Source organism: Virgibacillus sp. MSJ-26 (genome assembly GCF_018918075.1).
GTDB lineage: Bacteria > Bacillota > Bacilli > Bacillales > Amphibacillaceae > MSJ-26.
On the sequence record NZ_JAHLPW010000008.1, the window covers coordinates 126,211 to 152,631 of the forward strand.

General features: G+C 36.7%; 21 protein-coding genes. 18 read left to right on the plus strand and 3 right to left on the minus strand.

What is annotated here, in order from left to right; genetic code table 11:
* Positions 1-16: 16 nt before the first annotated feature.
* Positions 17-1,387: a hypothetical protein gene (locus tag KQI49_RS09575; RefSeq protein WP_216488354.1), complete on the plus strand. Its 1,371-nt coding sequence runs from the start codon at positions 17-19 to the stop codon at positions 1,385-1,387.
* A gap of 93 nt (positions 1,388-1,480) precedes the next feature.
* On the opposite strand, the gene KQI49_RS09580 is transcribed toward KQI49_RS09575, so the two are convergent.
* Together KQI49_RS09580 and KQI49_RS09585 are read right to left on the minus strand one after the other, a co-directional pair.
* Positions 1,481-1,651, minus strand: coding sequence for an OmpA family protein (locus tag KQI49_RS09580; RefSeq protein ID WP_216488356.1), 171 nt, complete (start codon positions 1,649-1,651; stop codon positions 1,481-1,483).
* Between the two features lie 251 nt (positions 1,652-1,902).
* Entirely contained in the window at positions 1,903-2,745 is an 843-nt protein-coding gene (locus tag KQI49_RS09585; RefSeq protein WP_216488358.1) for an aldo/keto reductase, read from the minus strand.
* Between the two features lie 207 nt (positions 2,746-2,952).
* Between KQI49_RS09585 and KQI49_RS09590 the strand changes: the two genes are divergently transcribed.
* From KQI49_RS09590 to KQI49_RS09640, 11 genes are all read left to right on the plus strand, one after another.
* The gene (locus KQI49_RS09590) at positions 2,953-4,425 is read left to right on the plus strand and encodes a DUF2207 domain-containing protein (RefSeq protein WP_216488360.1); all 1,473 of its coding nucleotides are present in this window, start codon (positions 2,953-2,955) and stop codon (positions 4,423-4,425) included.
* A 111-nt stretch (positions 4,426-4,536) separates the two neighbouring features.
* Positions 4,537-4,824, plus strand: coding sequence for a hypothetical protein (locus KQI49_RS09595; RefSeq protein ID WP_216488362.1), 288 nt, complete (start codon positions 4,537-4,539; stop codon positions 4,822-4,824).
* 250 nt (positions 4,825-5,074) lie between these two features.
* Complete coding sequence (locus KQI49_RS09600; RefSeq protein ID WP_253286754.1) at positions 5,075-5,524, plus strand: CopY/TcrY family copper transport repressor; 450 nt, start codon at positions 5,075-5,077, stop codon at positions 5,522-5,524.
* Positions 5,525-5,564: 40 nt separating this feature from the next.
* Complete coding sequence (gene copZ, locus KQI49_RS09605; RefSeq protein ID WP_216488363.1) at positions 5,565-5,780, plus strand: copper chaperone CopZ; 216 nt, start codon at positions 5,565-5,567, stop codon at positions 5,778-5,780.
* 15 nt (positions 5,781-5,795) lie between these two features.
* Positions 5,796-8,258 carry a heavy metal translocating P-type ATPase gene (locus KQI49_RS09610; protein WP_216488365.1) on the plus strand — a complete coding sequence of 821 codons (2,463 nt, stop codon included), beginning with the start codon at positions 5,796-5,798 and terminating at the stop codon, positions 8,256-8,258.
* Positions 8,259-8,270: 12 nt separating this feature from the next.
* Positions 8,271-8,549 carry a glutaredoxin family protein gene (locus KQI49_RS09615; RefSeq protein ID WP_216488367.1) on the plus strand — a complete coding sequence of 93 codons (279 nt, stop codon included), beginning with the start codon at positions 8,271-8,273 and terminating at the stop codon, positions 8,547-8,549.
* 835 nt (positions 8,550-9,384) lie between these two features.
* Entirely contained in the window at positions 9,385-9,963 is a 579-nt protein-coding gene (locus KQI49_RS09620) for a hypothetical protein (RefSeq protein WP_216488369.1), read from the plus strand.
* Positions 9,964-9,994: 31 nt separating this feature from the next.
* A complete protein-coding gene (locus tag KQI49_RS09625) occupies positions 9,995-10,687 on the plus strand; it encodes a response regulator transcription factor (protein WP_216488371.1) in 693 nt (230 codons plus the stop codon).
* An 81-nt stretch (positions 10,688-10,768) separates the two neighbouring features.
* Positions 10,769-11,692: an ATP-binding cassette domain-containing protein gene (locus tag KQI49_RS09630; RefSeq protein WP_216488373.1), complete on the plus strand. Its 924-nt coding sequence runs from the start codon at positions 10,769-10,771 to the stop codon at positions 11,690-11,692.
* Complete coding sequence (locus tag KQI49_RS09635) at positions 11,685-12,452, plus strand: ABC transporter permease (protein WP_216488375.1); 768 nt, start codon at positions 11,685-11,687, stop codon at positions 12,450-12,452. The genes KQI49_RS09630 and KQI49_RS09635 overlap by 8 nt, the downstream gene beginning before the upstream one ends.
* 23 nt (positions 12,453-12,475) lie before the next feature.
* Complete coding sequence (locus tag KQI49_RS09640) at positions 12,476-13,399, plus strand: sensor histidine kinase (protein WP_216488377.1); 924 nt, start codon at positions 12,476-12,478, stop codon at positions 13,397-13,399.
* A gap of 116 nt (positions 13,400-13,515) precedes the next feature.
* Here the strand turns inward: KQI49_RS09640 and KQI49_RS09645 are convergent, their stop codons facing one another.
* Positions 13,516-14,901, minus strand: a complete 1,386-nt coding sequence (locus tag KQI49_RS09645) for an MDR family MFS transporter (protein WP_216488378.1) — start codon at positions 14,899-14,901, stop codon at positions 13,516-13,518.
* A 229-nt stretch (positions 14,902-15,130) separates the two neighbouring features.
* Between KQI49_RS09645 and KQI49_RS09650 the strand changes: the two genes are divergently transcribed.
* The 6 genes from KQI49_RS09650 to KQI49_RS09675 all read left to right on the plus strand — a co-directional run bounded on the left by KQI49_RS09650 (position 15,131) and on the right by KQI49_RS09675 (position 26,076).
* Positions 15,131-16,777, plus strand: coding sequence for a catalase (locus tag KQI49_RS09650; RefSeq protein WP_216488379.1), 1,647 nt, complete (start codon positions 15,131-15,133; stop codon positions 16,775-16,777).
* Between the two features lie 318 nt (positions 16,778-17,095).
* A complete protein-coding gene (locus tag KQI49_RS09655) occupies positions 17,096-17,776 on the plus strand; it encodes a response regulator transcription factor (RefSeq protein ID WP_216488380.1) in 681 nt (226 codons plus the stop codon).
* 97 nt (positions 17,777-17,873) lie between these two features.
* The gene (locus tag KQI49_RS09660) at positions 17,874-18,785 is read left to right on the plus strand and encodes an ABC transporter ATP-binding protein (RefSeq protein WP_216488381.1); all 912 of its coding nucleotides are present in this window, start codon (positions 17,874-17,876) and stop codon (positions 18,783-18,785) included.
* Entirely contained in the window at positions 18,785-19,531 is a 747-nt protein-coding gene (locus KQI49_RS09665; protein WP_253286756.1) for an ABC transporter permease, read from the plus strand. Before KQI49_RS09660 ends, KQI49_RS09665 begins: the two co-directional genes overlap by 1 nt.
* A 19-nt stretch (positions 19,532-19,550) precedes the next feature.
* A complete protein-coding gene (locus KQI49_RS09670; protein ID WP_216488384.1) occupies positions 19,551-20,459 on the plus strand; it encodes a sensor histidine kinase in 909 nt (302 codons plus the stop codon).
* A gap of 748 nt (positions 20,460-21,207) precedes the next feature.
* A complete protein-coding gene (locus KQI49_RS09675) occupies positions 21,208-26,076 on the plus strand; it encodes a 5'-nucleotidase C-terminal domain-containing protein (protein WP_253286757.1) in 4,869 nt (1,622 codons plus the stop codon).
* The last annotated feature ends 345 nt before the right edge of the window (positions 26,077-26,421 follow it).

Genomic DNA, 26,421 nt, shown 5'->3' on the forward strand with positions numbered 1-26,421 from the left:
GAAATGAGTGATTATATTGCGAGAGAAAATTGAATCGATTAAACATATTATTATTTTATATTATCTAGTTATTGGTGTTATATTTCTGTTGTTTACTTATTTTGTTCCAATGGATACATCAATGGACAGGACAATTACGGTTATATTATGTCTTTATTTATTAGTGTTTCCAGTCGTCTTGTTATTTACGTTACGTTATGCATTACATGTGTTTTTATTTTCACTTGCCTTTATCTCTGGCTTTTATGGATTTTATCATCATTCCGTTGATAATCATTCCATCTCTAATGCCCTTTATTTCACGTTTCGTTTATACTTACTTGATTTAGCAGATGTTTTCACGCAGGATGGCTCTAGTCCTATTAGGTATCCTCTTCTGCTCGAAATAGCACGATGGACAGCTGCTTCTTATACAATTACAACCATCTTTATTGCCATGTATCGAACTTTAGAGCGGGAAATCTCGTTATTTATAGCACAAACGATAGGTAAACATCATATTATTTTTAGTTATAATGAAAAAAGCCATTACCTTATTCAAGATTTATGTGCAAACAACGAACGTGTTATTGTGGTAGATGAAAAGTTCACGCCAGAAATACAAAATATGTTAGAAGCGATGAAAGTCATTGTGATTCAATCCCCCATAAATGATGAAAATATATTTCGAGTTTGTGGTGCAAAGAAGGCACAATCTATTTCCCTTTTTCATCCAAAAGATCAAGATAGTTTATATACCTTAATGAATTTAGAGAAGTTTTCTCGAAATAAAAAAATCAAATTAACATTTAAAAGATTGATTATCCATATTGAAGACAATCATTATAAAATCGAATTACTTTCTTTTCTTGAAAAGGTTGAACATTTTTCTTTTCCTGTAGAAGTTATCAATGTCTATGAGGAAGTGGCAAGAAGATTTTGGAATTGCCATCAATCTATATTTGAAGAACAAAATGATATCCATATGTTGGTCGTTGGGTATAATGCATTTGGAAAACAAATCGTTTCTGAAGCGGAAGAAGCACACCATCAAAGTAGGACGAATCAAAAGATTACGATGGCGATATTAGATGAATTTCCAGAGTATAAACAGTTGAACAACATAGAAAAAATTCCATTTAACATTGAAAAAGATTCAGTTAAAACAGTTATTGAAGAACAACAACAAGTATTCACACATATTTTTATTTGTTTAGATGAAGATTATATAGATTTGATGGAAGGGATCGAGTTGTCAGAGATTTTCTCAACCACACCCATTTATATGAATTTTACGGATGAAACCATTGAGCAAACATTTATGATAGCAACAACTAAAACGAAAAAGTCTCTATATAGCACAGGCACCAATCAAGATGTACTTACAAAAAATTATTTAAATCTATGAAGATAGCACCTTTTTATGAATATATCTAGCTTATGAGATTGGGGGGAGAATTGTTAGAGTAATAAAATAAACAGAGTCATTTTGGATGAATGACTATTTTGACTCGACGTTTTTTTCCCTTTTATTTTCATTTTTGTTTGAAGCAATCGGTTGAGTGTTACCGAAACCTTGAATATCCATTGTTAAAGAACTGATATCATTATTTTCTTTCAAATATGGCATTGCTTTTCTTGGAATCGGTTTCGAATGTATATGTCGCGTCATATTTCCCCTCGTCACTAGTTGTGACTTCTCGTTATTACAAAAAGAGATATTTAGCTAAAGCAATAGATACAAGGGGATTTAATTTTTATAGCTGAAGGATGACTTGGGGACTATAATTAAATGTTACTCATCATGTTAGTGGGAACATGAGAAGGTTATTTCTTTTTCATAAAAAAGTACCGCATCTAATCAGAGCATATGGCTCTTAAGATGCGGCACGTGAAGGATGTATTTCTCTAATAGAATCCTGATTAAAACTCTTCATAAACTGCTGGATCTTGATCTTTTTGTCGTCCATCTGGGCGGGTTAAAGTATTGATCGCATTCATTTCAGCTTCATCAAGTGTAAAGTCAAAAATAGATATGTTTTCTATTTGTCTTTCTTTTGATGCTGATTTAGGAATTGGGATGGATCCAAGTTGATGATGCCAACGTATAATCACTTGTGAGGGAGTTTTATCGTGTTGTGCAGCAATTTTTTGAATTGTTTCATTATCAAAGATTTTATTCGCGCGAGCAATAGGGCTCCATGATTCTGTTTGTATGTTGTTTTCAGCATGCCATTTTCTTTGGTCTGCTTGATTGAAAAAAGGATGAAGTTCAATTTGATTGATACTTGGTTTGACACCAGTTTCCTTTTCTAAACGTTCAATATGTTCTGGTAGAAAATTACAAACACCAATAGAACGAACAAGTCCCCACTTTTGCGCCTGAATTAATGACTGCCAAGCCTCTACATAGTTATCTTGAATCGGGTTCGGCCAATGGATCAGATATAAATCATAATAATCTAAGTTGGCACGATATAAGGATTCTTGAATTGTAGGCACAGCTTGGTCATATTCGTGATAGCGTCCAGGTAATTTTGACGTAATTCTTAATTCCTCTCTTGGAACAGTGCTACGTTGCACCGCTTTTCCTACGGTTCCTTCGTTTTCATAATTATAAGCGGTATCAAGCAATCGGTAACCAACATCAATAGCGCTTTGAATTGCTTGAACCCCAGCGTTGCCATTCAGTCCATATGTACCAAATCCAATGGCAGGCACTTCTAAACCGTCATTCAAAATAATTTTTGGAATTTGTTTACTCATCAAACATCACCTCTCCAATGTACTATCTTTAGATTATCATTAGGGTAAATAGGATGACAACTATATGAGATTAAGGAGGAAGGGGGGGAGTAGAATATGGATACTCATTCTCTCTTCCCACTTTTAAAAATAAACTAATGTATTTCCATATATGTTATAATAAAACAAAATAAACTATATTGTCTAAAAATTAAAAGGTGGCAGGCGATGAAGAAGATAGGATCTTTTCTCATCATTATTTGTTCGTTGCTCATTCTTGTAGCTTGTAGTGATGATAGTTCATACACAATTGATAAAGTAACAATTTACGCGCAAATAAATGATGCTGGTCACATGAACGTCCAAGAAGTTTACACCTATACATTTGATGGTGAATTTAATGGAATGACGCGAACCATTAAGTCGGATGCAAGTCATTTCAATGCATTTCTTCTTCCACATGATGATCATCAATCATTAGGGGATCCTGACGCTATCGACCCGTTATCAATAGAAGTAGATGATGATACGTATAAAATACATACAGCGTCCCAAGATGAAACAAAAACGGTTTTGTATACATATGAAGTTAGCGGATCGATAGAAAAGTATCAAGATATTGGAAAGTTACATTATAGTTTTTTCGATCAGACTAATGATACTGATATACATGATTTGTTAATCGCAATAGAGCCACCAACGTCATTTAATGAAGATGATATGTACGCCTTTTCGCATGAAAAGAGTGATGGTTCTATTGAGAAATATACCAACGCCATTGTTTATACGAACGATTATTTACCAGCGAAAACAGATTCATATATCACTTTTCTTTTTCCAAATTCAGCGTTATCAGGAATGAAAATAACAAATGATAAAAATATACTTGAAAAAGAAATAGAATCTGAAAAAGATTGGCAGACACGTGTAACCAATTTACAAGAAAATTTTGATCAACTGAAGCCAATTATTATTGTACTTATTATGGTCATATTACTTATGACAGTATGCGTTATATATAATCATCCAATTCGTAGGCGACGTTATTATAGGGATGAATCGCTCATTCACCTTTTTGAGGGGACAGATCCACTTTTCATCAGTTATTTGAATCGCTTTCGATTAATAGATAATGAATCGATGATATATGCACTATTTTCTTTAAAGATGAGAGGTATTATTCAGATAGAAGAAATCACTTCGCGTAAAGATGAAAAGAAAAACACGGTGCAATTCACTTGGGTAGATGATGAACAACAGATAGATGAAGCTGATCGTCATTTACAAGATTGGTTATTTACGGAGCGTACGAAGGGCACGAAGAGTTTTTTGCTAGAGGATATCATTGATGATAAAGACGAATCTGATGAGGTGCGCAAAGAGAAAGGGAAAGAATTTGAAAAACATGTAAATACATGGAAGGACCTTGTCTTAAAACGCGAAGAATATAAACATGTTCGTCATCCTTATCAGCTCTTTAAGTGGATATCCATGTTGTTTGCCCTGATGTGTGGTGGCGTGTTCTATTATTTAAGTACAATTGATATATTAACAAGTCAAGAACAGATTGGATTAAATATTGTCATCATATTGAGTACACTTATTATGATTGTGTTCTCTCGGTTTAAATTCGTTTTATTCTTATACTATTTAACCATATCAATATTAAGTTTTATTTTCTTTTCTTTGTTTGGAGGTTGAATTTTTCTTCTTTATTTCGTTGCATTATTAGCAAGTTTAACCATACCTGCCTATTACTGGACAGAAGAAGTTGCTCCAATTAAGCAATCGATGAAGAAAGCTTCTGAATTAATGTGGAAAAATAAGTACCCGGTTGGTTCAGATGGGACAATGATAGAAAATAGAATCTTGTATGCAATTATTATGAATGCTGGAAAAGAATATGCAAAACAATTTGATCAAGAACCGTTTGTACAAGAAATAACTGAAGGTAGTTCATTACTTCGCAACTATAGCTCTGTCATAGAATCACTTACTCCTAAATCACATAAATATTATTCTTATACTAGGGTGAATAGTGGCAGTGGTTCTTCCGGAGGTTCCAGTTCCTCCGGTGGTGGAGGAGCAGGTGCATTTTAAATACAGACCCCTGAAAGTTAGAGTGAAAACTTTACTTTCGGGGGTATTTTTATGGTACATATAGTGATGAATATTTATATGGGCGTACCGCGTAGTTTAAGTTAAATCAATCCCCTATTTGCTAACTCAAATGCATCAATCATCTGCTGTTATGAAAAAGTAAAAAAGAGGCTTGACAATAATCGATTACAAGTGTAAACTTAAATTAAACAAATCGATTACGTTTGTAATCATTGGAGGAATGAAAATCATGACTATTGAAATAGACTCTAAGATAACTGATTCTGAATGGGAAGTTATGCGTGTTGTATGGGCGCAAGATAAAGCTACGAGTAAAGAAATTAGAGAAATTCTACAACAAAAAATGGATTGGAAACCTTCGACGACCAAAACTTTTATTGGGAGGCTTGTCAAAAAAGGAATGCTTGATACACAAACAGAAGGAAAAAAATATATTTATTCCGCTAATATAAATGAAAGTGAATTTATTAAAAGTACCCTTAATGAAACTTTCGAAAATATATGTAATAAAGACGTTGGTCATACGATAGTGGACTTAATTTCAAAGGCAACGCTAAGTTTTAAAGATATAGACATGTTGGAAAAAGCACTTGAAATGAAGAAAAAAGACGCTGTTGAAGAAGTCCCTTGCAATTGTATTCCAGGTCAATGCAAATGTAATATCCATGATGTTCATTAGTACACCTGATAAAAATTAATTATAAAAAGGAGCGAGAATCATGAAAAAGATTACCTTAAAAATCACAGGAATGAGTTGTGCTCATTGTGTAGGTAAAGTTGAAAAAGCACTACAAGACCTTCAAGGTGTTGTAAAAGCAAAAGTCAATTTGAAAAAAGAAATTGCCAAAGTTAAATATGATGAATCAGTTCAAACCATAGATAATTTAACAGCAGCTGTAAAGGATGCTGGCTATGACGTTGAATCAGTTAAATAAAGGAGTTGACAACGAATGACAACAAAAACATTTAGTGTAGAAGGTATGACGTGTGCCTCTTGCGTACAAACAGTTGAAAAAGCAACTAAGAAATTGTCTGGTGTACAGGAGTCTCATGTAAACCTAGCTACTGAAAAGTTGAATATTAGCTTTGATGAAAATGTAGTGTCAGAAGAAGATATCCAAGCTGCCGTAGATAAGGCAGGATATAAGGTGGTAACAGATACAGAGAAGAAAACCTTTGCTATCACGGGTATGACGTGTGCCTCTTGTGTCCAAAGCGTTGAAAAAGCAACAATGAAATTAGCAGGCGTTATGAGTGCTAATGTCAATCTGGCTACAGAAAAAATGATGGTCGAGTATGATCCGACAGTCGTCACTGTATCAGATATCACAGAAGCAGTAGCAAGTGCAGGATATGAAGCTCATGAAGATGTGGCAACATCCGATTCAATCGATGAAGAAAAAGATAAAAAACAAAAGAAAGTAAAATCGATGTGGACTCGTTTTTGGGTTTCGGCAATCTTCACCATTCCTTTGTTTTATATTTCAATGGGCCCAATGGTAGGCTTACCATTGCCGGAGATTATCGATGAAGTAGCAAACCCTAAATTGTTTTCACTGGTACAACTTATTTTAACGATACCAGTTATTATTTTAGGCTGGAAGTTTTATTCAGTAGGATATAAGACGTTATTTAAAGGACACCCCAACATGAATTCACTGGTTGCATTAGGAACCAGTGCTGCATTTGTCTACAGTTTAGGGGCAACCATTGCAGTTTGGTTTGGTAACACGAGTTATGCGGCAAGCCTATATTATGAATCTGCAGCCGTCATTCTCACCTTGATTACGTTGGGTAAATATCTCGAAGTTCGTTCGATGGGTAAAACATCAGAAGCGATTGAAAAATTAATGGGATTAGCTCCCAAGAAAGCTATGGTTATAAGAAATGGGGAAGAAGTAGAAATCTCCGTTGATGAAGTCGTTGTAGATGATGTCGTCATCGTGAAACCCGGGGAAAAAATACCAGTTGATGGTGTCATTGTAGAAGGGATAACATCTATTGATGAATCGATGTTAACAGGAGAAAGTATTCCAGTAGAAAAGAATGCAGGTGACAATGTTATCGGTGCAAGTATCAATAAAAATGGTACTATTCGGTACCAAGCGACTAAGGTAGGAAAGGATACAGCTCTATCACAAATTATTAAATTAGTGGAAGATGCACAAGGCTCTAAGGCCCCGATTGCGAAAATGGCCGATATTATTTCAGGATATTTTGTTCCAATTGTTATTGGTATTGCGGTTATTTCTGGTTTAGCGTGGTATTTTGGCGGACAAACAGGACTGTTTGCTTTAACCATTACCATTTCAGTTCTTGTTATAGCATGCCCGTGTGCCCTTGGTTTGGCAACTCCAACAGCTATTATGGTAGGTACTGGTAAGGGTGCAGAAAATGGCGTGTTAATAAAAAGCGGTGGAGCTCTTGAAACAACCCATAAAGTTGAAACCATTGTATTTGATAAAACAGGTACGATTACAGAGGGTAAACCTAAAGTGACAGACATTATAACTGCAAATGGCATGACAGAAAATGAATTATTACAATTAACAGCTTCTGCTGAAAAGGGGTCAGAACACCCATTAGGCGAAGCTATTGTGAAAAGCGCAGAAGAAAAAGAACTAGATTTTATAGAATTAGAAAACTTTAACGCGATTACTGGTCACGGCATTGAAGTGACTGTAGATGGTAAAGCAGTACTCGCCGGTAATAGAAAATTAATGGATGACCGTAAAATATCCTTAAGTAAGTTAGCAAGTACATCGGATGAATTAGCTCATCAAGGAAAAACGCCTATGTACATTGCTGTTAATGATAAGATTGCTGGTATTATTGCAGTTGCTGATACAGTGAAAGAGAATAGTTTAATAGCAATTGAAAAACTTCATGATATGGGAATCGAAGTGGCAATGATCACAGGTGACAATAAAGGTACAGCTGATGCAATTGCCAAGCAAGTTGGCATTGATCGTGTGTTAAGTGAAGTATTACCAGAAGATAAAGCAAATGAAGTGAAAAAACTTCAAGCAGAAGGCAAGAAAGTAGCCATGGTTGGAGATGGAATCAATGATGCGCCAGCTCTTGCACAAGCAGATATAGGAATAGCTATTGGTTCAGGTACAGATGTAGCTATGGAATCTGCTGATATTGTCTTAATGAGAAGTGATTTAATAGATGTCCCAACAGCCGTGGAATTAAGTCATTCTACGATTCGAAATATCAAGCAAAACTTATTCTGGGCATTTGCATATAACGTACTTGGCATTCCGTTTGCAATGGGAATTTTATACCTCCTTGGTGGCCCATTGTTAAATCCAATGGTTGCTGGAGCTGCGATGAGTTTAAGTTCTGTTTCAGTCTTAACAAATGCTTTACGTTTAAAACGATTTAAACCATCAATGATGAAGTCATAGGGAGTGAGGAGAATGGAAGATAAATTGGAACTTGAATTATATACACGACCAACATGCTCAGATTGCCAGGACGCCAAAAAGTATCTTACGTCTAACAGAATCCATTTTGCCGATAAAGATGTCAGTAAAGATCTTAGCTTAGAAAAAGAGATGAAGAAGATATCTGGCAACCGGATCGTTCCTATGTTTGCTTTTTATAAAAAGGGATTATTCGGTAAAAGAAAGTTAATCAAACATTTTATAGGATTTGAAAATAATAGAAATGACATATTGACTATGTTAAAAAAGTAAATGAAGTAAATCAGTGATTTTTTATTAAATTTGAAAAAACTGTTTACCCTCCCTTTGGAAATGCAATTCAAGGAAGTGGTGTACAAAGATTGATAGCCTCTAAACAACCTTTTGTTGTTTTTTAAAAAGTTAACAACATACATTACGGGGGTATTGTATGTTGAGGGTTAGGTGTTCTTATTGCTTTATGGCCGGTTTGAGTTCAATATTGTATTGGACTTAAATCGGTCATTTTTTTATAGCTTAGCGTACTATAATATTAAAACTTCTGTGGATAACTTTATACTTAAATTGGCCACATCTAGCTGGGGGACGCCCAGCAACTATCAAGCTTCGAATACCTTCCTACGATAAGTCGAACTCGAATCGCTCCGCTCTTCGGTTCTCCTTTATCTCGTCAGGTCTTCTTCAGCTTGTACGTTGCTAACCGGGCGCTTCAGCTTTTGTTACGTCCAGCTTCAGCGCCCAGCCCGCCTGAGGTCTTAAGCAGTAAATCTACGTGGCAAAAACCGCCACTACGTTTTCCTTCTTAAGCTGTGCCTAAGGCTAAACGGGCGCCCCACGCTTTTGTTCTTTTTTCACTGATGTATGATGGTGAGGGGTTAGTCATGTTTAGATTTTCCTCTATTTTTCCTCATGTCTATAGGAAGGAATAATCAACATTATTAATTGAATAATGAACTGGATAAGAAAACAAGGCTAAAGATTCGATATGTGACATATTCTTTATTAAAACTTAAGGTTTTCTTAAGGATTGCATTAAGCTTTTCTTATGGTTCCATATGTATATTAATAATAGAAAAATGTTTCTTTGACAACAGGAGGGAAAATGACTATGACTGTGAAAGAGGGATATATTCTATTAACAGATACAGGTTCGTTATTAACGAAATTGATAAAGCTCTATACAAAAAAGTCTTATAATCATGCCTCAATTGCTTTTGATTCTAAACTTTCAGAGGTTTATAGTTTTGGTAGGAAGTCAGTTAGAAACCCATTTATCGGTGGGTTTGTAAAAGAAGATTTGAAGTCGAGCTTGTTTGATAAAGCGGATTGTGTTATCTATTCTTTTGAAGGAACAGATGTACAATTTGAAATGATGAAACAGTATATAGAAGGGATAGATGCAGAAAAGAAACAGTATAGTTACAATTTCTTAGGATTATTTGGTTTTATCATTAAAAGGCCTATCAAAAGACATAAAGCATTTTTCTGTTCTCAGTTTGTTGCGTCTGTATTAGAGGAAGGTAAAATTGTAAAATTTAAAATACCTATCTCTTTGGTTGCACCACACAATCTGCAACATTTATCTAAGTTTCAATTCGTGTATCAAGGTAAACTAAAGACTTATACTAAAAGAAATGAGGATAAGGAAGTTTATGTATCGTCCCAATGTCGTTCTATAGGTATGTGATTATAAAAAAGATATGAAAGGGAGAGAGACAGTGGCGCAGCAAATTAACATTTTAGTCGTTGAAGATGATAATGATATAAACCAATTGCTATGTAAAATTATTAAGAAAAGTAACTACTACGCGCAGCCTGCTTACTCTGGAACAGAAGCGTTAATCTATTTAGAAAAAAAGGAATGGGATTTAGTTTTATTAGATTTAATGCTTCCAGGTATGACAGGGGAGGAAATACTAGCGGAAATAACGTCAAAAGGTTCTGTTCCTGTCATCATTATTTCGGCCAAAAGCGAACAACAGACAAAGGTTAAAGGTTTACGCTCTGGTGCAGATGATTTTATTGCAAAGCCGTTTGATGTTGAAGAAGTATCTGCACGGATCGATTCTCTATTAAGAAGATACAAACGAGCCAATGTCGCTCCAAAGGGAAATCAGTTAGTTCATAAAGATGTTCACCTAGATCTAGAAGCGAAAAAAGTTACTGTAAATGGTATTAAACTTGCATTGACCGCTCGTGAATATAAAATATTAGTCCTTCTCATGACATCCCCTAACAAAGTCTTCTCAAAGTCGAATCTATTTGAAAGTATATGGAATGAACCTTTTTACGGGGATGACAATACAGTAAATGTTCATATGAGTAACTTACGAAATAAACTTACGAAAGCAAATCCAACTGAAGAATATATAGAAACTATTTGGGGAATGGGCTATCGTCTTAAATCTTAAGGTTTTCTTAAGGATTGAGTTAAGATTTTCTTATGATTTACACCTCATACTAAATGTAGATTGAATAAGGAGGTTAACCAGATGAATGAATATATTTTAAAAACCAATCAGCTTTCAAAAAAATATAGAAGTAATTTCGCCATTGAGAATATCAATGTCACCATTAAAAAAGGTGATATATACGGTCTGATTGGTCAAAATGGCGCTGGTAAATCAACGATGCTACGTTTAGTAACTGGACTAGCCTTTCCATCAAGCGGAGCAATTGAATTATTTGGCGACGATAATCCGAAACAGCTAACAGAATCACAAAAAAGGATGGGGGCAATTATCGAAAGCCCGGCACTTTTTACAAATATGAACGCTTATGAAAATTTAGAAGTTCAGCGATTACAAAAAGGTATCCCTGGTAAGGACTGTATCAAAAACACACTAGAACTTGTAGGTCTCAAAGATGCAGGAAAGAAAAAAGTGAAAGATTTCTCCTTGGGAATGAAGCAAAGACTTGGACTTGGGCTTGCGTTATTAAGTGATCCGGAATTCTTAATTCTTGATGAGCCAACAAATGGATTGGACCCAATGGGAATTGTTGAATTAAGGGAATTAATAAAGAAACTAAACCGCGAAAAAGGACTTACTGTTTTAATATCTAGCCACATTTTAAGTGAACTCCATCAGCTTGCTACTCATTTCGGTATTATTCATAAAGGGAAGTTATTAGAGGAACTTTCATCAAAAGAATTGGATGAAAAATGCAAACAACATTTGCGAATCAAAGTGGATGATTCTTCTAAAGGAGCAACTGTGCTGGAGAGATACCTATCCACTACTAATTTTGAAGTCATGCAAGATGGTACAATTAAACTTTACAATTATCTTGACGATGTTCGTATAGTGTCACGTGCCTTAACCGATTATGGTCTTATCATAGAACATCTCTCCCAAAATGGTGATAGCCTTGAGAGTTATTTTTCAAAGCTAATCGGAGGTGTAGACCATGATTAATCTTATGAAAACAGAAATGTATAAATTGATACGGAATAAGACATTTTGGGTATTAATTGTAAGCTTTACGGGGTTAAGTGTATTGTTACATTGTCTTATTTTAACGGACTGGTGGTTCATGTCAGGGACTGAATTTGATGAAGCCGGTCTAAGTGAACTCAATGCCTTATCTCCATTTAAAACGTTATTATTTTTTAATTTAATTGTTAGTACGTTGGCTGGGTATTATATCTCAACAGAATTTTCTCAAAGCAATGTAATCAAAAATCAGATGATGAGCGGTAATAAGAGAACGACTATCCTTATGTCAAAATATCTTACTTTTTCATTTGGATCTTGGATTGTAGTGATAATGATTCCACTCGCAACAGCTCTCATAGTGGTGCATTTATTAGGATTTGGCGATATATTTACTCTTGCTACTATAATATACCTAGGAAGGGCATACAGTTTATTTATCTTACACTTTTTAAGTTTTACCGCGATTGTATTATTAATTGCCATTGTGACGGAGGATAGTGGCAAGACCATCATTTTTACACTTTTGCTTTCAATAATGATGTTTGTAATCGAAAAATTTTCGACTTTGCCATTTATCAATAAGATGTATGAGCATACATTCTTTTATCAATTAAATGAAGCATTCAAGGTTAGTATAACAAGTGGAGAGATGATAAAATCGATTCTCATTGGAATCGTATCATTAGGTATCGTTATGTTGTGTGGAATTTTTATTATTAATCGTAAAGAAATTAAATAAATTCAAATGAGCGGGTGTGGAAAATGTTGTATTCAACCATAACAATAATCATGTTATTTTTAGTGACAGTATTTTTAATCGCTCGTTTATTTGCTTTAAAAAAAGAAGTGAAAAAGATTAGCAAACAGCTGCAAATGTATAATAATCGATATACAAATAAAAAAATAAATATCACTCTTTTGGATAAAGATATCGAAAACTTAGGACTGGAAATCAATAAACTTATGGATCTGTACGTGACCGAAAATCGAAAAAGAGTTCATTTCGAACATGAGCAACAACAAGCAATTGCCAATATGTCTCATGATTTGAGAACACCATTAACTTCTATCATAGGATATCTTCAGCTCGCTGAAGATGAAGACGTTTCAGATGATGAAAAGAAAGAATGGCTATTGATTGCAAAAAATCGAGCCAAAAGACTGGAGATACTGTTAAAGGATTTCTTTGAGTTGAGTGTCATTGAATCCGCGGATCATCATCTGAAATCTGAACGAATTAATATAAAGAATGTAGCAATTGATGTATTAATGAGTTTCTATGACCGCTTTAATGAGAAAAACATGAAGCCCGTTGTTCATATGCCAGAATATGATGTTATCATAATCTCAGATAATTCAGCTGTAACAAGAGTCATTGAAAATTTAGTGTCCAATGCAATTACCCACTCAGAGGGTAATATTGTTATTAGCCTTGAAGAAAAAGATGCTATAGCAAGCCTCGTTATTAAGAATGAGGCTCAAACATTAACTGAACAAGATGTTAATCAAATGTTTGATCGATTTTATATGGCTGATCAATCTCGATTAGGCAATAATACAGGCCTAGGTTTGTCGATTGCGAAGAGTTTTATGGAAAAAATGAATGGAAAGATTACAGGACAACTAAATGACGAGCAACTCTCTATTATTTGTGAATGGAAAGTAGGTGAGAAATATAGAAATTGAAACAGAATATAGGATATGCAAGGAAATCTACAAAAAAGTAACCGACCATTGAACGCCTAAATGCATTCTGGTTGGTTACTTTTGTGAGCTGATCCTCGTGATGGGATTTAAACTTTTTATTCACTTTTAGATTTATCAATAAAGAAACTGAGCACAATACCTATAGCTGAAATAAATGTCAAAACGATAAAGGCAACATTAACACCGTGTATCGATGGATTATCGATGTTGGGATTAGATTGCGATGCTGTCGTAGTGATGGTCATCACGGTAACAAGGACAGCTGTACCAATGGAAGCGGCAACTTGACGTAGTGTATTTGTCATAGCAACGCCATGCGGAATTAAACTCTCTTTAAGTTGATTCAATCCAGCAGTTGTTGCGGGCATCATGACCATAGAAATGCCGAACATGCGGATAGCATATAAAATCATAACCGTCAGCATAGAAGTGCCTATCCCTAAATTGGTAAAAGCTAATGTACTCACTGTTATAATAATAAATCCAATGATAGATAACCATTTCGCTCCGTATCGGTCAAATATTTTTCCAGTAATGGGTGACATCATTCCATTGATCAATGCTCCGGGCAAAATGGCGATACCCGATTCCATCGCAGAAAATCCGCGCATGTTTTGCATATATAAGGGAACTAAAGTTTCCGTACCAATTAACCCCAAAAATGCAATCATAGGTAGAATAACAGATAACGTAAATATAGGGTTTTTGAATACACGAAACTCAAGCATTGGGACCTTCAAACGAAGCTGCCTTAGTATAAATAAAGTGAGGGCTAGTACACCAATAACAAGTGAAATAATCGTAATCATACTTCCCCAACCATTATTTCCAGCACTTGTAAAACCATATAGTAAGCCACCAAAACCAAAGGAAGATAGAATGATAGACAAGATATCTAGTTTTGGATAAGTCAAAGTCGTCACATTTCTCATCACTTTAAGTCCGATTAGAACCTCTAAAATTCCAATCGGTAATATAATATAAAATACCGCTCTCCAAGAAAAAGTGGTAATAATCCAGCCAGAAATCGTCGGACCAATAGCAGGGGCAAACGAAATAACCAGTCCAACAAGACCCATAGCCATACCGCGTTTTCTAACAGGGAACATTAGTAAAAACACTGATTGCATTAAAGGCATCATGATTCCTGCTCCAATCGATTGGATGATGCGCCCAATAATCAATGTATTGAAATCAATCGCAATGGCAGAAAACAATGTACCTAGTGTAAACACACTCATAGCGGTGGTAAATAACTGTCTGGTCGTATACCTTTCAATTAAAAATGCAGTAATAGGGATCATAATTCCATTAACAAGCATAAAAATAGTCGTTAGCCATTGTCCAGTATTCGCGCTAACTCCCATTTCCTTCATAATCGGTGGAATGGCAGTTATCATTAATGTTTGATTTAATATGGATATGAAACCACCAGACAAAAGTAATATAATAATTGGTTTTCTATTAAACGTATTTTCCATAAAGTAATCCTCTCTATAATTAATAAATTCATACTAGCTAATGTACATAAAATGTTGCTCGTGAATCAATGAATATGCCTAATCTTTTTCCCTGAATAACTTTCATTATAGGTTAATAGTGGCATGAGTTGTGAAGAAATCCACTATATTCAACCATGGTCGTAATATTGTATAAATTCCTGTTTAAAGGTAGAAGATAAAGATATCTATTTTTAGGGAGGATGTCAATATGGAAAAGAACGAAAATAATAAGGCTCAAAATAAACAAGATAGACATCGTAAGACATTGACTACACGCCAAGGCAGGCCGGTTACAGATAATCAAAACATTCGGACAATTGGTAACCGGGGGCCAGCTACTTTAGAAAATTATCATTTCATTGAAAAAATATCTCATTTTAATCGAGAAGAGGTTCCAGAGCGAATTGCACATGCTCGAGGAACGGGTGCATTTGGTTATTTTGAAACATATGGGAAAGTTGGAAATGAACCGGTTGAGAAGTATACACGAGCTAAAGTTTTCTCAGGTGCCGGAAAGAAGACGCCGTTAATGGTACGTTTCTCTACAGTCGCTGGTGCCAAAGATTCTCCTGAGACAGAGCGAGATCCACGCGGCTTTGCGGTGAAAATGTATACAGAAGATGGAAATTGGGATCTTGTAGGAAATAACTTGAAGATTTTCTTCATTCGAGATGCAATGAAATTCCCTGATATGATTCATGCGTTTAAACCTGACCCATCTTCAAACGTTCCCCATCCACAGCGAATGTTTGACTTTGTTTCTCGCACGCCTGAAGCGACTCATATGATCACTTTCTTATTCTCCCCTTGGGGAATTCCGGCTACATATCGCCATATGCAAGGTTCCGGAGTAAACACGTATAAGTGGGTGAACGACAAAGGTGAATCTGTATTGGTCAAATATCACTGGGAACCTAAGGAAGGTATTCGTAATTTAACACAGGAAGAAGCGAGTAAAATTCAGGCAAAAAATGTCGGTCACGCGACACAAGATTTATACGAAGCAATAGATCGTGGTGATTATCCTGAGTGGGAACTGTTTGTTCAGATTATGGAAGATGATTATCACTCTGAACTTGATTTTGATCCGCTTGACGATACGAAACTGTGGCCTGAAGATAAATTCCCGTGGCTGCCAGTAGGTCGTTTAGTGCTAGACCAGAATCCAGTTGATTTCCACTCGGAGATAGAACAAGCTGCTTTTGGTACGGGAGTGCTTGTTGATGGGATGGACTTTTCAGATGATAAAATGCTGCAAGGCCGTACATTCTCCTATTCTGACACACAGCGTTATCGAGTTGGCTCGAATTATTTGCAGCTCCCTGTTAACGCACCTCAAACTGAAGTGCGGACAAACCAGCGTCGAGGGCAAATGGATTTCCGCGATCCGGAGCAGTTCGAGGAAGATAAACATATTAATTATGAGCCTTCTATGCTCGGTGGGTATAAAGAAGCGGATGAGCAGCTACCGCCACATCGTCCTACTTTTAACGCAGCTGCCATGAGTGCGCCTATTGATCGTCCGAATAATTATGGGCAGGCTGGTCATACGTACCGCAGCTTCGAAGATTGGGAACGTGAAGAATTGATTAAGAATTTATCCGAAGCGCTTGCTGTATGTGATGAGAAAGTTCAAAATGCGATGATTGAGCATTTCACACAAGCGGATGAAGATTACGGCCGTCGTGTGAAGAAAGGTATCGAGGCGAAAATGAAAGAACTTGAAGGTATGGAAACGGGGAACAACATTCCAGGTCGAGAGTCCGGTCAATCAAAATATGGACAAAGTTCGCTAGCTGCGAATGAAGCAACAATAGATGCTGTGGAAAAGAGCCGTGAGTCCGACCCGTATTGAGTTAGGGAAAAAATATAAAGGCTGTCTTGTTGTCGGTGAAAGCTGGCAGACGAGACGGCCTTTTTTAAGGGGTGAAAGGGTTGACCTATTAGTGGTTGCCTTTTTTTATTTTGACAAAAAGCGATATGATCAACTGCTAAATCAATTTACTGATAAAAAATTACATCTTAATACAAAACTTTTAAATGCTTGGGCAAGACAAATATAAAGAGTGTCATCAGACAGATCCCTCTTTTAAATGGTAATATAAGACTTAGCCAATAATGTAGATTAGGGATAATAATATATAGACAATGTATTTAAAGATGGGTGACGATTATGTATGAAGATAAGAAAGTTTTAGTGATTGAAGATGATCAAGAAATTAATAAGTTATTGAGCATGATTTTAACAAAATCAGGTGTGGTGGCTGTGCCGGCTTATTCTGGTACGGAAGGTTTATTGCAATTAGAAAATAATACATATGATTTAATTTTACTGGACTTGATGTTACCTGGGATGAGTGGGGAAGAGTTCATAAGTAAAATTAGGGAAAAGAGTATGATTCCAATTATTGTTATTTCAGCTAAAGTTGATATAGAGAATAAAATTGAAGTGTTAAAAATGGGGGCAGATGATTACATAACAAAGCCATTTAACCAACAAGAAGTTTTAGCTAGAGTAGAAGTTCAGTTACGCAAATCAGGTGTTCGATCATCACAAACGGTTGAGAAAGTATGGCGTGGTCTAAAAATAAATCCAGAAAGCCAAACGGTGTCTTTAGAAAACAAGGAACTGCAGTTGACCAAGGCAGAATTTGATATTCTGTCATTGTTTATCAGTCATCCAGAACGCGCTTTTTCCAAGAGGAAAATATACGAGGAAATTTGGACAGGGCCTTATTTGGGTGATGATAATACAATTAGTGTGCATGTCTCCAATTTACGTAAAAAAATCGCCAAAGCCACAAATGAAGAGTATATAAAAACTATTTGGGGAGTAGGGTTCATGCTCGTTTAATTTCTTTATGAATTCTTTATGTTTTGCTTAAAACAAATTAAAGACTCCTAAGCTATACTACATATATTAAGACACTTGAGTTAAGGGAGTTGATAAGATGAATACGATGATCCAAACCTATCAGTTAACTAAAACATTTAAAGAAGATGAAGTGATTAAACCTCTTGATTTTACATTAAGAAAAGGAGGAATTTGTGCGTTAATTGGTAAAAATGGTGCTGGCAAATCAACCTTTTTTAAAGTTCTAGCCGGACAATTATTTCCAACATCAGGGCATATTCACCTATTTGGCAAATCTGGTGAAGGGGCGGTCCAAGCCAGAAAGAGAATGGGATTTATGATAGAAACACCAGAATTTTTCCCGGATTTCACTGCAACTCAAAACTTGGAATACTTTCGAATTCAGCGAGGTGTGGTTGAAAAGAAACGCATTTATGAGGTGTTGCAAATTGTTGGTTTAGCTAATCAAAAGAGGAAGCGTTTCAAGGATTATTCGATGGGTATGAAACAAAGATTAGGCATCGCCCTTTGCCTCTTAGGAAGTCCAGACTGTCTCGTATTGGATGAGCCGATTAATGGATTGGATGCAGAAGGGATTAGAGAAGTACGTACATTATTATTGAAATTAAACCAGGAAAAACAAATTACAATTCTCGTCTCCAGCCATATTTTAACGGAACTACAATTGCTGGCAAAACGTTTTGTGTTTATAAAAAACGGTGTCATTGTCGATGATGTAAGTAAGGAATCCCTGGATGACAAGAGTAGAAAACAAATTCAACTAAAAGTCGATGACCCCGCAAAAACGGCGCGACTATTAGAACAAACATATGAGGATATTGATTATAAGGTCTTGCCAGACGATACGGTGACCATACAAAACTATATAGAAGCGAGTGGTGAAATTAATCGACTTTTAATTGACAATGGTGTATTAGTTATGGAATTTCGGATAGAATCATTGAATTTGGAAGAGTATTTCTTGGGGTTAGTGGGTGATGACCGATGATGAATTATATGAAAAGCGAGAGATACCGTTTAATGCGTAAAAAGAGCCTTCATATCACCACTGTGATCTGCTTAGTGTTAATTACCGCAGCAGCGGCTGTCTTGTATTTTTCTGGGCAGTACGAATCAAGTTTCCCTTACGCAACAAGTTCATTTTTCTATTCAAATGTCATTGGCAACACCGCACTCATTCTTATTGTTGCTCTTCTATTTAATTTAGCCCTTACAGGTAAGGATATGTCATTAATCAAACAATCCGTCTCTTTTGGCATCTCCAGAAACACTATTTTTTGGTCAAAACTTATCCTGACTTTGAGTTACTTTTTGGTGGTATGTGTGATCGGTTTACTATTAATGATTGGGTTAGGAGAGAATCTTTTTACTAGTGAAGAACATTCGGTTAGATATTTTCTAATCGCAAGCTTCAATATGTTGCCAATCGTGCTTAGTGGCTTTTTCATGATTCATGCGATGAAGATGCTGAAGGTTAGTGAAGTCTATATCGTTATTATGTTGCTGTTCATTTTTGTGATTTCTGGGGATGTGTTACGAACGCTCCTTAAGCCTGTGTCAGGATTAGATGAACTGTATCATTACGCACCAAGTACACAATTAACCGAAAATCTTATGAAATTTATGGGCCAAACAATTCATTTTGAAATAAGTTATTGGATAACAGGTATCGTTATCTCGGTCATTTGCTTACTCATAGGTGCGAGAAGATTCGCTAAACAAAATATAGATTGATAGAGGGAGGTTGGGCAAAGTGAGTAGCTGGTTAATTATTATTCTATTAATAGGTCTGTTGACGATTAGCGTTGGGCTGCTGCTCGTTTTTCATTGGGAAATTAGAAATATGACCAATCAATTGGAAGAAATTATCGAAGACTTCGGTACAAATGAATTGGTCCGTACTACTACCCATAGTAAAATCTTCAATCGTTTCATTATAAAAATTAACCGGCTTATTCATTTATTCAAGCAAGATCAGCAACAAAAAGAACAGAGAGAAAGAGAATTAAAACAAGAGATTACCAATATCTCGCATGATTTAAGAACCCCTTTGACATCCATTAAGGGGTTTTCGGAGTTGTTAACAGATCCAGCATTATCTGAAGAAGACAGACAAGAATCTTTGTCGATTATTCAAAAGAAAATTGACAACCTCACTATGATGGTAGATTTATTTTATGAGCTTTCCCAAATCAATTCATCCGACAATCAACTGATTATAGAGGAGCAGTTTTTAAATCAAATCATTATCGAAGTCATGTTAATGTTCTATAATGATTTTGAAGAAAGAGGGCTCAAGGTACAGGTGGATGAAGAACAAGTCCCCTCTATTTTAGCTGACAACAAAGCAACAAACCGAATCGTAACCAACATCATTCAAAATGCGTTACGTTATGCCAAAAGCTATGTGACCATTAACTTAATGGATAAAGATGAATATGTGCAATTACGAGTAAAGAATGACGTGGACGAGCTTGATCACTCTAAGCTTCACCGCATTTTTGATAGAACATATAGATTGGACACGAGTCGGTCTGGTGGTCAACTTGGGCTAGGCCTACACATTGTTAGGCAGCTGGTTCACAAACAAGGTGGTAAAGTCGCTTCTGATGTTCATGACAATGAATTTAGTCTTGTTGTATTGTTTAGGAAATGGGATTAGAGTTTGAGTGTAAAGGTATTAAAACTTACTGTCAAAAAAAAGAAAATAACCACCCTTGAGCCTGGTTAGGGACAGGGGGATAGGGACAGGGGGACAGGCACGCTGTCCCATTATATTATTGATGGATGAAGGCTATAGAACCGGATGAAGGCGCATAGAAAAAACGGTGCCAGGTACAGACACAATTCTGAATCATGTCTATATCTGGCGCTTTTTGAAACTTTTTGTTGTTTTTTTGTTGTATGGTTTTTTGGACTGAGATACATGAATAAAGACCCTGATTAACGCCGTAATCTAGTCGTCAATTGTAAAGATGACTAGAACAAGGGAACGATTGGAAAAATAAAGAAAACGAAAGTAGGCACTCGGAAAAAAGCATCATTTCAACGCCAATAGCAAGAACAGCTCATCTGTATGATAGAAAAATCTTATCAATAGACGTAGACACTCATCAAAGGTATCAATCAAATCACTCTTATAAATGCCTCGTTAAAATTAAATTTGCAAAATACAGACAACTAGAACTTTATGCTCACTATCCTCCGAGGGTAGGGACATTAGGTCTATTTAATTTATATCAAAATCTCGTAAACTATTAAATAGACATAAGAATATCTAGCAACCCGTAAAGTGGAGGTGTTATCAGGTTAAAAATGTAAGCGCTGTCGTTTAAAGGAAGTATTAGAGAACAGTACTTGGAATAAAAGTTTTGCAGAATACGTAAAACGAGAAAAAAGGGGAGGATTAAATGCAGATGAAGTTATACCAAAAACATTACAGTATCATGCTTATTTTTGTAATGATTTTAAGCTTACTGACACCGATAGCAGAAACGGTGGCAAGTGCAGAGACAATTGCTGATACCGATACAATTTCGGTGGAAGACGGAATAGCTCTCGATAATGATGGTAGTACACAAAGTGTGCAAGGTTTTATTGTTGGATTTGTTAAAGGGAAAGATAATGTAACAGACAATCCATCAGAGTTCACTGAGGATTATAACTTTGCGATAGCGGACTCTAAGGATGAATCAAATGTTGATAAAATGTTATCCGTTCAAATACCAGCACAATTTAGAGGGGAATTTGGTTTAAATACGAACCCTGATAACTTAGGTGAAGAGGTTATTGTCACTGGTAGCATGGAGGCGTATCATGCTAATAACGGAATTAAGGATGCTACAGAAATGGTTTTTGCAGATGAATCCGAAGAGCCGCCAGTGGACTTAGAATTAAAAACAATCCAAGAAGCACGTGATCAAAACGAAGGTGACGTGAAGACAAAAGGTGTCGTCACAGCTAAGTTGAAAAACACGCTTCACATCCAAGATGAGGGGGCGGGGATTGCTATCTATCCAGTATTATCAGATGTTCAACTTGGTGATGAAATTACTGTGATAGGTAGCTTAAGTAAACATAATGGCCTGTTGCAGATTCAAAACGCTAATGTCGATGAAAAAAATGAAGACGTTGGTGTACCTGATGCATTTTCTCTTGACGGCAGCCAATTAAAAGACCATGAATCAGAATTGGCAGTTGTTGAGAACGTCTCATTAACAGGTGTGGAAGATGGCGGCGATTGGGCTAACTTCACAGCTGAAGATGCAGACGGAAACGAATTTGTTGTCCGCGATGAAACGAATTCGCTTGGACTTAACGAAGGCGGAGAATATGACAGTATCACTGGAATTGTTACGCAATTTAATGGTGACTTCCAGATCATTCCAAGATCAGAAACAGATGTTATAGCTGATTCTTCTGTTGTGCAACCTGTCTCAGCTACACCAGGGGAAGGAAAAGTTCCTGAAGGTAAAGAAGTTACCCTTCAAACATCCACAGAAGATGCTGATATTTATTATACAACAGATGGTAGCGAACCCGATCAGGACAGCACATTATATGAGTCGGCGATTACAATTGACCAAGACATGACAATCAAAGCTATCGCCTATAAAGAAGGTTTAGAAACTAGTAAAGTATCGAAATTCAACTATACGGTTTATGACCCTGAAGAAGGAATCATGATTCATGATATTCAAGGTGAGAGTCATACTTCTCCAATGGAAGGCGACCTTGTCGATAACGTTGAAGGGGTTGTCACCTATAAGTACGATATTCGTGGCAGTAACTACTTCCACATGCAAACACCGGAAGAAAAGTACGATGGCAATCCCAACACGTCAGAAGGAATTGTTGTTTACACAGGTAAAGAGGAAGATGTTTCAGTCGGTGATTTAGTTGAAGTATCTGGTAAAGTCAGTGAATATTATATCGATGGGTATGACGATAAAGAGCAGACAGATTTACCTGTAACACAGATTAATGCACGTGATGACCAAGGGGGTATCATTGATGTCACAGAAGTAGACGTTGAACTACCTGAACCTGTAAAAATTACGTCAGAAAGCATTCCTGATGAAATCAGCAGTGAGGATTTCGAAGTATTTGAACCGGAAAACTATGCTATTGATTTCTGGGAAAGCATTGCAGGCATGCGTGTTGAAGTTGCACCTTCAAGAGCAATCGGCCCGCAATTACATGGTGACCTTGTTGTTGTGACAGATGAGTTTGAAGTAGAAAATCCGACTACTAACGGTGGTGTTCAGTTGACCAGTGATGCACCGCTCGCACAGGCAATTCATTTTAAGGTTCAGCCAAATGGACCGGCAAGAGACCTTGAAGTGGCAACCGGTGATGAGTTTACCGAAGCCTTAACAGGTGTCGTGAATTATGGGTTTGGAAATTACAAAGTCTATGCTGATCTTGAGGATGTCGAAGAAGCTCATGAAGCGACTGGGGCAGACAGAGAAGATGGAAAAACGACTATCGTAAAAGATGAAGAAAAATTAAGTGTCGCAACGTATAACGTTGAAAACTTTTCAGCTAACAGGAGTGAAACACCTGATTCTAAAGCACAAAATATCGCTAATGCGTTTGTTGAAGAAATGAATAGCCCAGATATTATTGGTGTCGTTGAGGTAATGGCGAATGATGGTTCAGATTCCAAGTCACCTGAAGCTGATCAGAGTTATGAACGTTTAATTGCTGAGATTGAGAAAAAAGGTGGTCCAACATACGACTATGCCAATATTGATCCAGAGTATAATGCAGATGGTGGAAAACCGACAGGAAATATCCGTGTTGGATTCCTATACAACCCTGAGCGCGTATCGATGACGGACGCCGATCATGGGGGCACTCATGACGCAGTAGGCTACGAGGACGGTCAATTAACACTTAATCCAGGTCGTATCTCACCAGAGGTGTTTGAAAATACACGTAAACCACTTGCTGCACAATTTGAATTCAATGGTGAGAGTATTGTTGTTGTCGCCAATCATTTGAATTCAAAACTCGGCGACGATCCGTTTTTTGGACAAAACCAGCCACCGAATTTAGGAAGTCGGGAGCAACGAAAAGTATTAGCTCAAGAGTTGAATGATTTTGTAACAGATGTTAAAAAAGATAATCCCGATGAAAATGTCGTCGTACTTGGAGATATGAATGATTATGAATTCTCAGAGCCATTACAAATTCTTGAAGGTGAAGAGTTAACAAACATGGCTGATAAAGTACCTGCTGAAGAGCGTTACAGCTATGTTTACCAAGGCAACTCACATGTATTTGATCATGTACTAGTGTCAAATAATATTGCAGAAGCAACTGAAATTGATTTTATCCATGTGAATGCTGATTTCACAGACATGCATGGCCGCGCCAGTGACCATGACCCTGTACTTACGCAAATTGATCTTGAAAAAGAAGAAAATGATACGTTTGAGCTACCGATTATGCATATGAACGATACGCATTCACGTGCTGATAAATTACCCAACATGATCACGGCGATTAATGAGTATCGTGATGCTCATCCTGATTCTCTCTTATTTAATGCAGGAGATGTTTTCTCAGGAACGCTATATTTTAACGAGTTTAAGGGACAAGCAGATTTAGCGTTAATGAACTTAATGGATATTGATGCGATGACATTCGGTAACCATGAATTTGATTTAGGAGACAAAGAGGGCGGACAAGAATCTCTATCCGAATTTGTGAAAAATGCACAGTTCCCACTGCTTGGAACAAACATTGACTTTTCTGAGGATCCGTTTATGAAGGATCTTGAAACAAATGAATATAACGTAGCGGATCCTAATAACGGAGAAATTTACAACAGCATTGTTAAAGAAGTCAATGGTGAAAAAATTGGTATTTTCGGTTTAACAACAGAAGACACAGAAGATATTGCGAGTCCGATGGATGTTGAATTCGAAGACTTTAAAGAGGCTGCAGAAAAAGCAGTTCAAGAATTCGAAGATGCTGATATCAACAAAATTGTAGCTGTTAATCATATTGGCTTTGACAGTGCTCCGGAAGTCGGAAATGATATGCGCCTCGCAGAAGAAGTTGAAGGCATCGATATCATCATTGGAGGCCATTCACACACAGAACTTTCAGAACCAGTTGTTGTTGAAGAAACTGACACAGGAGAAGAAAAAGATCCTACTGTTATTGTTCAGGCTGGTGAATATGCGGAGTATTTAGGTACACTTAACGTTTGCTTTGATGACGAAGGTAAGGTCATTGGACAGTCAGGTGAATTACTACAAGTCGATAATTATGAAGCTGATGAAGAAGCTACAGAAGTGCTAGCGGAGTACAAAGAAAAGGTTGAAGAGATTAATCAAGAGGAAATTGGTGCGGAAGCGATGAAGGACTTAACCAACCCACGCGAAAGTGATGGAGACGGGACAGATAGTGTCCGTGCGAATGAAACAGAACTTGGCAACCTAGTAACAGATGCGATGCTTGCAAAAGCTCAAGAAAAATACCCTGAAACGGTGATTTCCTTCCAAAATGGTGGTGGCATTCGAGCGCCAATTGAAAAAGGGGAAATTACAACTGGAGAAGTAATTAATGTTTTACCATTTGGAAATGACCCAGTGATTGCTACACTTTCTGGTCAGGAAATTAAAGAGATTCTTGAACACAGTGTACGCCAAGCACCGGCAGAAAATGGCGGATTCTTGCATGTATCAGGCATGAAATTCCAATATGACAGCACAAAAGAAGTGGGCGAACGTGTGGTTGACATGTCCATTGACAATGATGGTGAGCTTACTGAAATTGATTTAGATGAAACATATCTTGTCACAACGAACAACTTCACGGGTCAAGGTGGCGACGGTTTTGAAACATTCGCCAAGGCTTATGAAGAAGGACGTGTAAAAGATATTGGAGAAATCGATTGGGAACAACTTCGAGACTATATGGTTGAAGAAGACTATCTCAATGGTATTGTAGACCCTGAGCGTGAAGACCGTATTGTCGATTTAAAAGGTGAAAGCGACGATATAAGCGCAGCCGATATGAAGGAGCTTGTTGATCAACTTGAGGATTCGGGAGCATTCGCCAATAGTCAGAGCGCCCGCGCCCTAACCCTGCATTTGACTGCAGTAAGTCATTACGAAGAGAGTGGCAAGGGTGAAAAGGTTGTCAAACATATGGAAGGATTCAAACTTCTATTAGACCATCAAGAAGAAAATGAATTGATTTCTGAAAAAGCTTATAACAAGCTCAAAGCAAATACAGACGACTTGATTAAAAAATGGCAATAAAATTTGTAAGATGGTGTATGTAAGAAAATCTCCCCTGTGGCAAGCACGTCACAGGGGATTTTTAATGGAAAGCCAGAACAAGCACGCAGCCTCACGACAGTAAATTTGTCTATAATAGATGAAAGAACCTCCCGCAAATTTAAAATGAAGGGCTATAGAATGGAATGAAGGGCTATAGAATGGAATGAAAGGCTATAGAACGAAATGAAAGGCTATAGAATGAAATGAAAGGCTATAGAATGAAATGAAAGGCTATAGAATGAAATGAAAGGCTATAGAATGAAATGAAAGGCTATAGAATGAAATGAAAGGCTATAGAATGAAATGACGGGCTATAGAACGAGA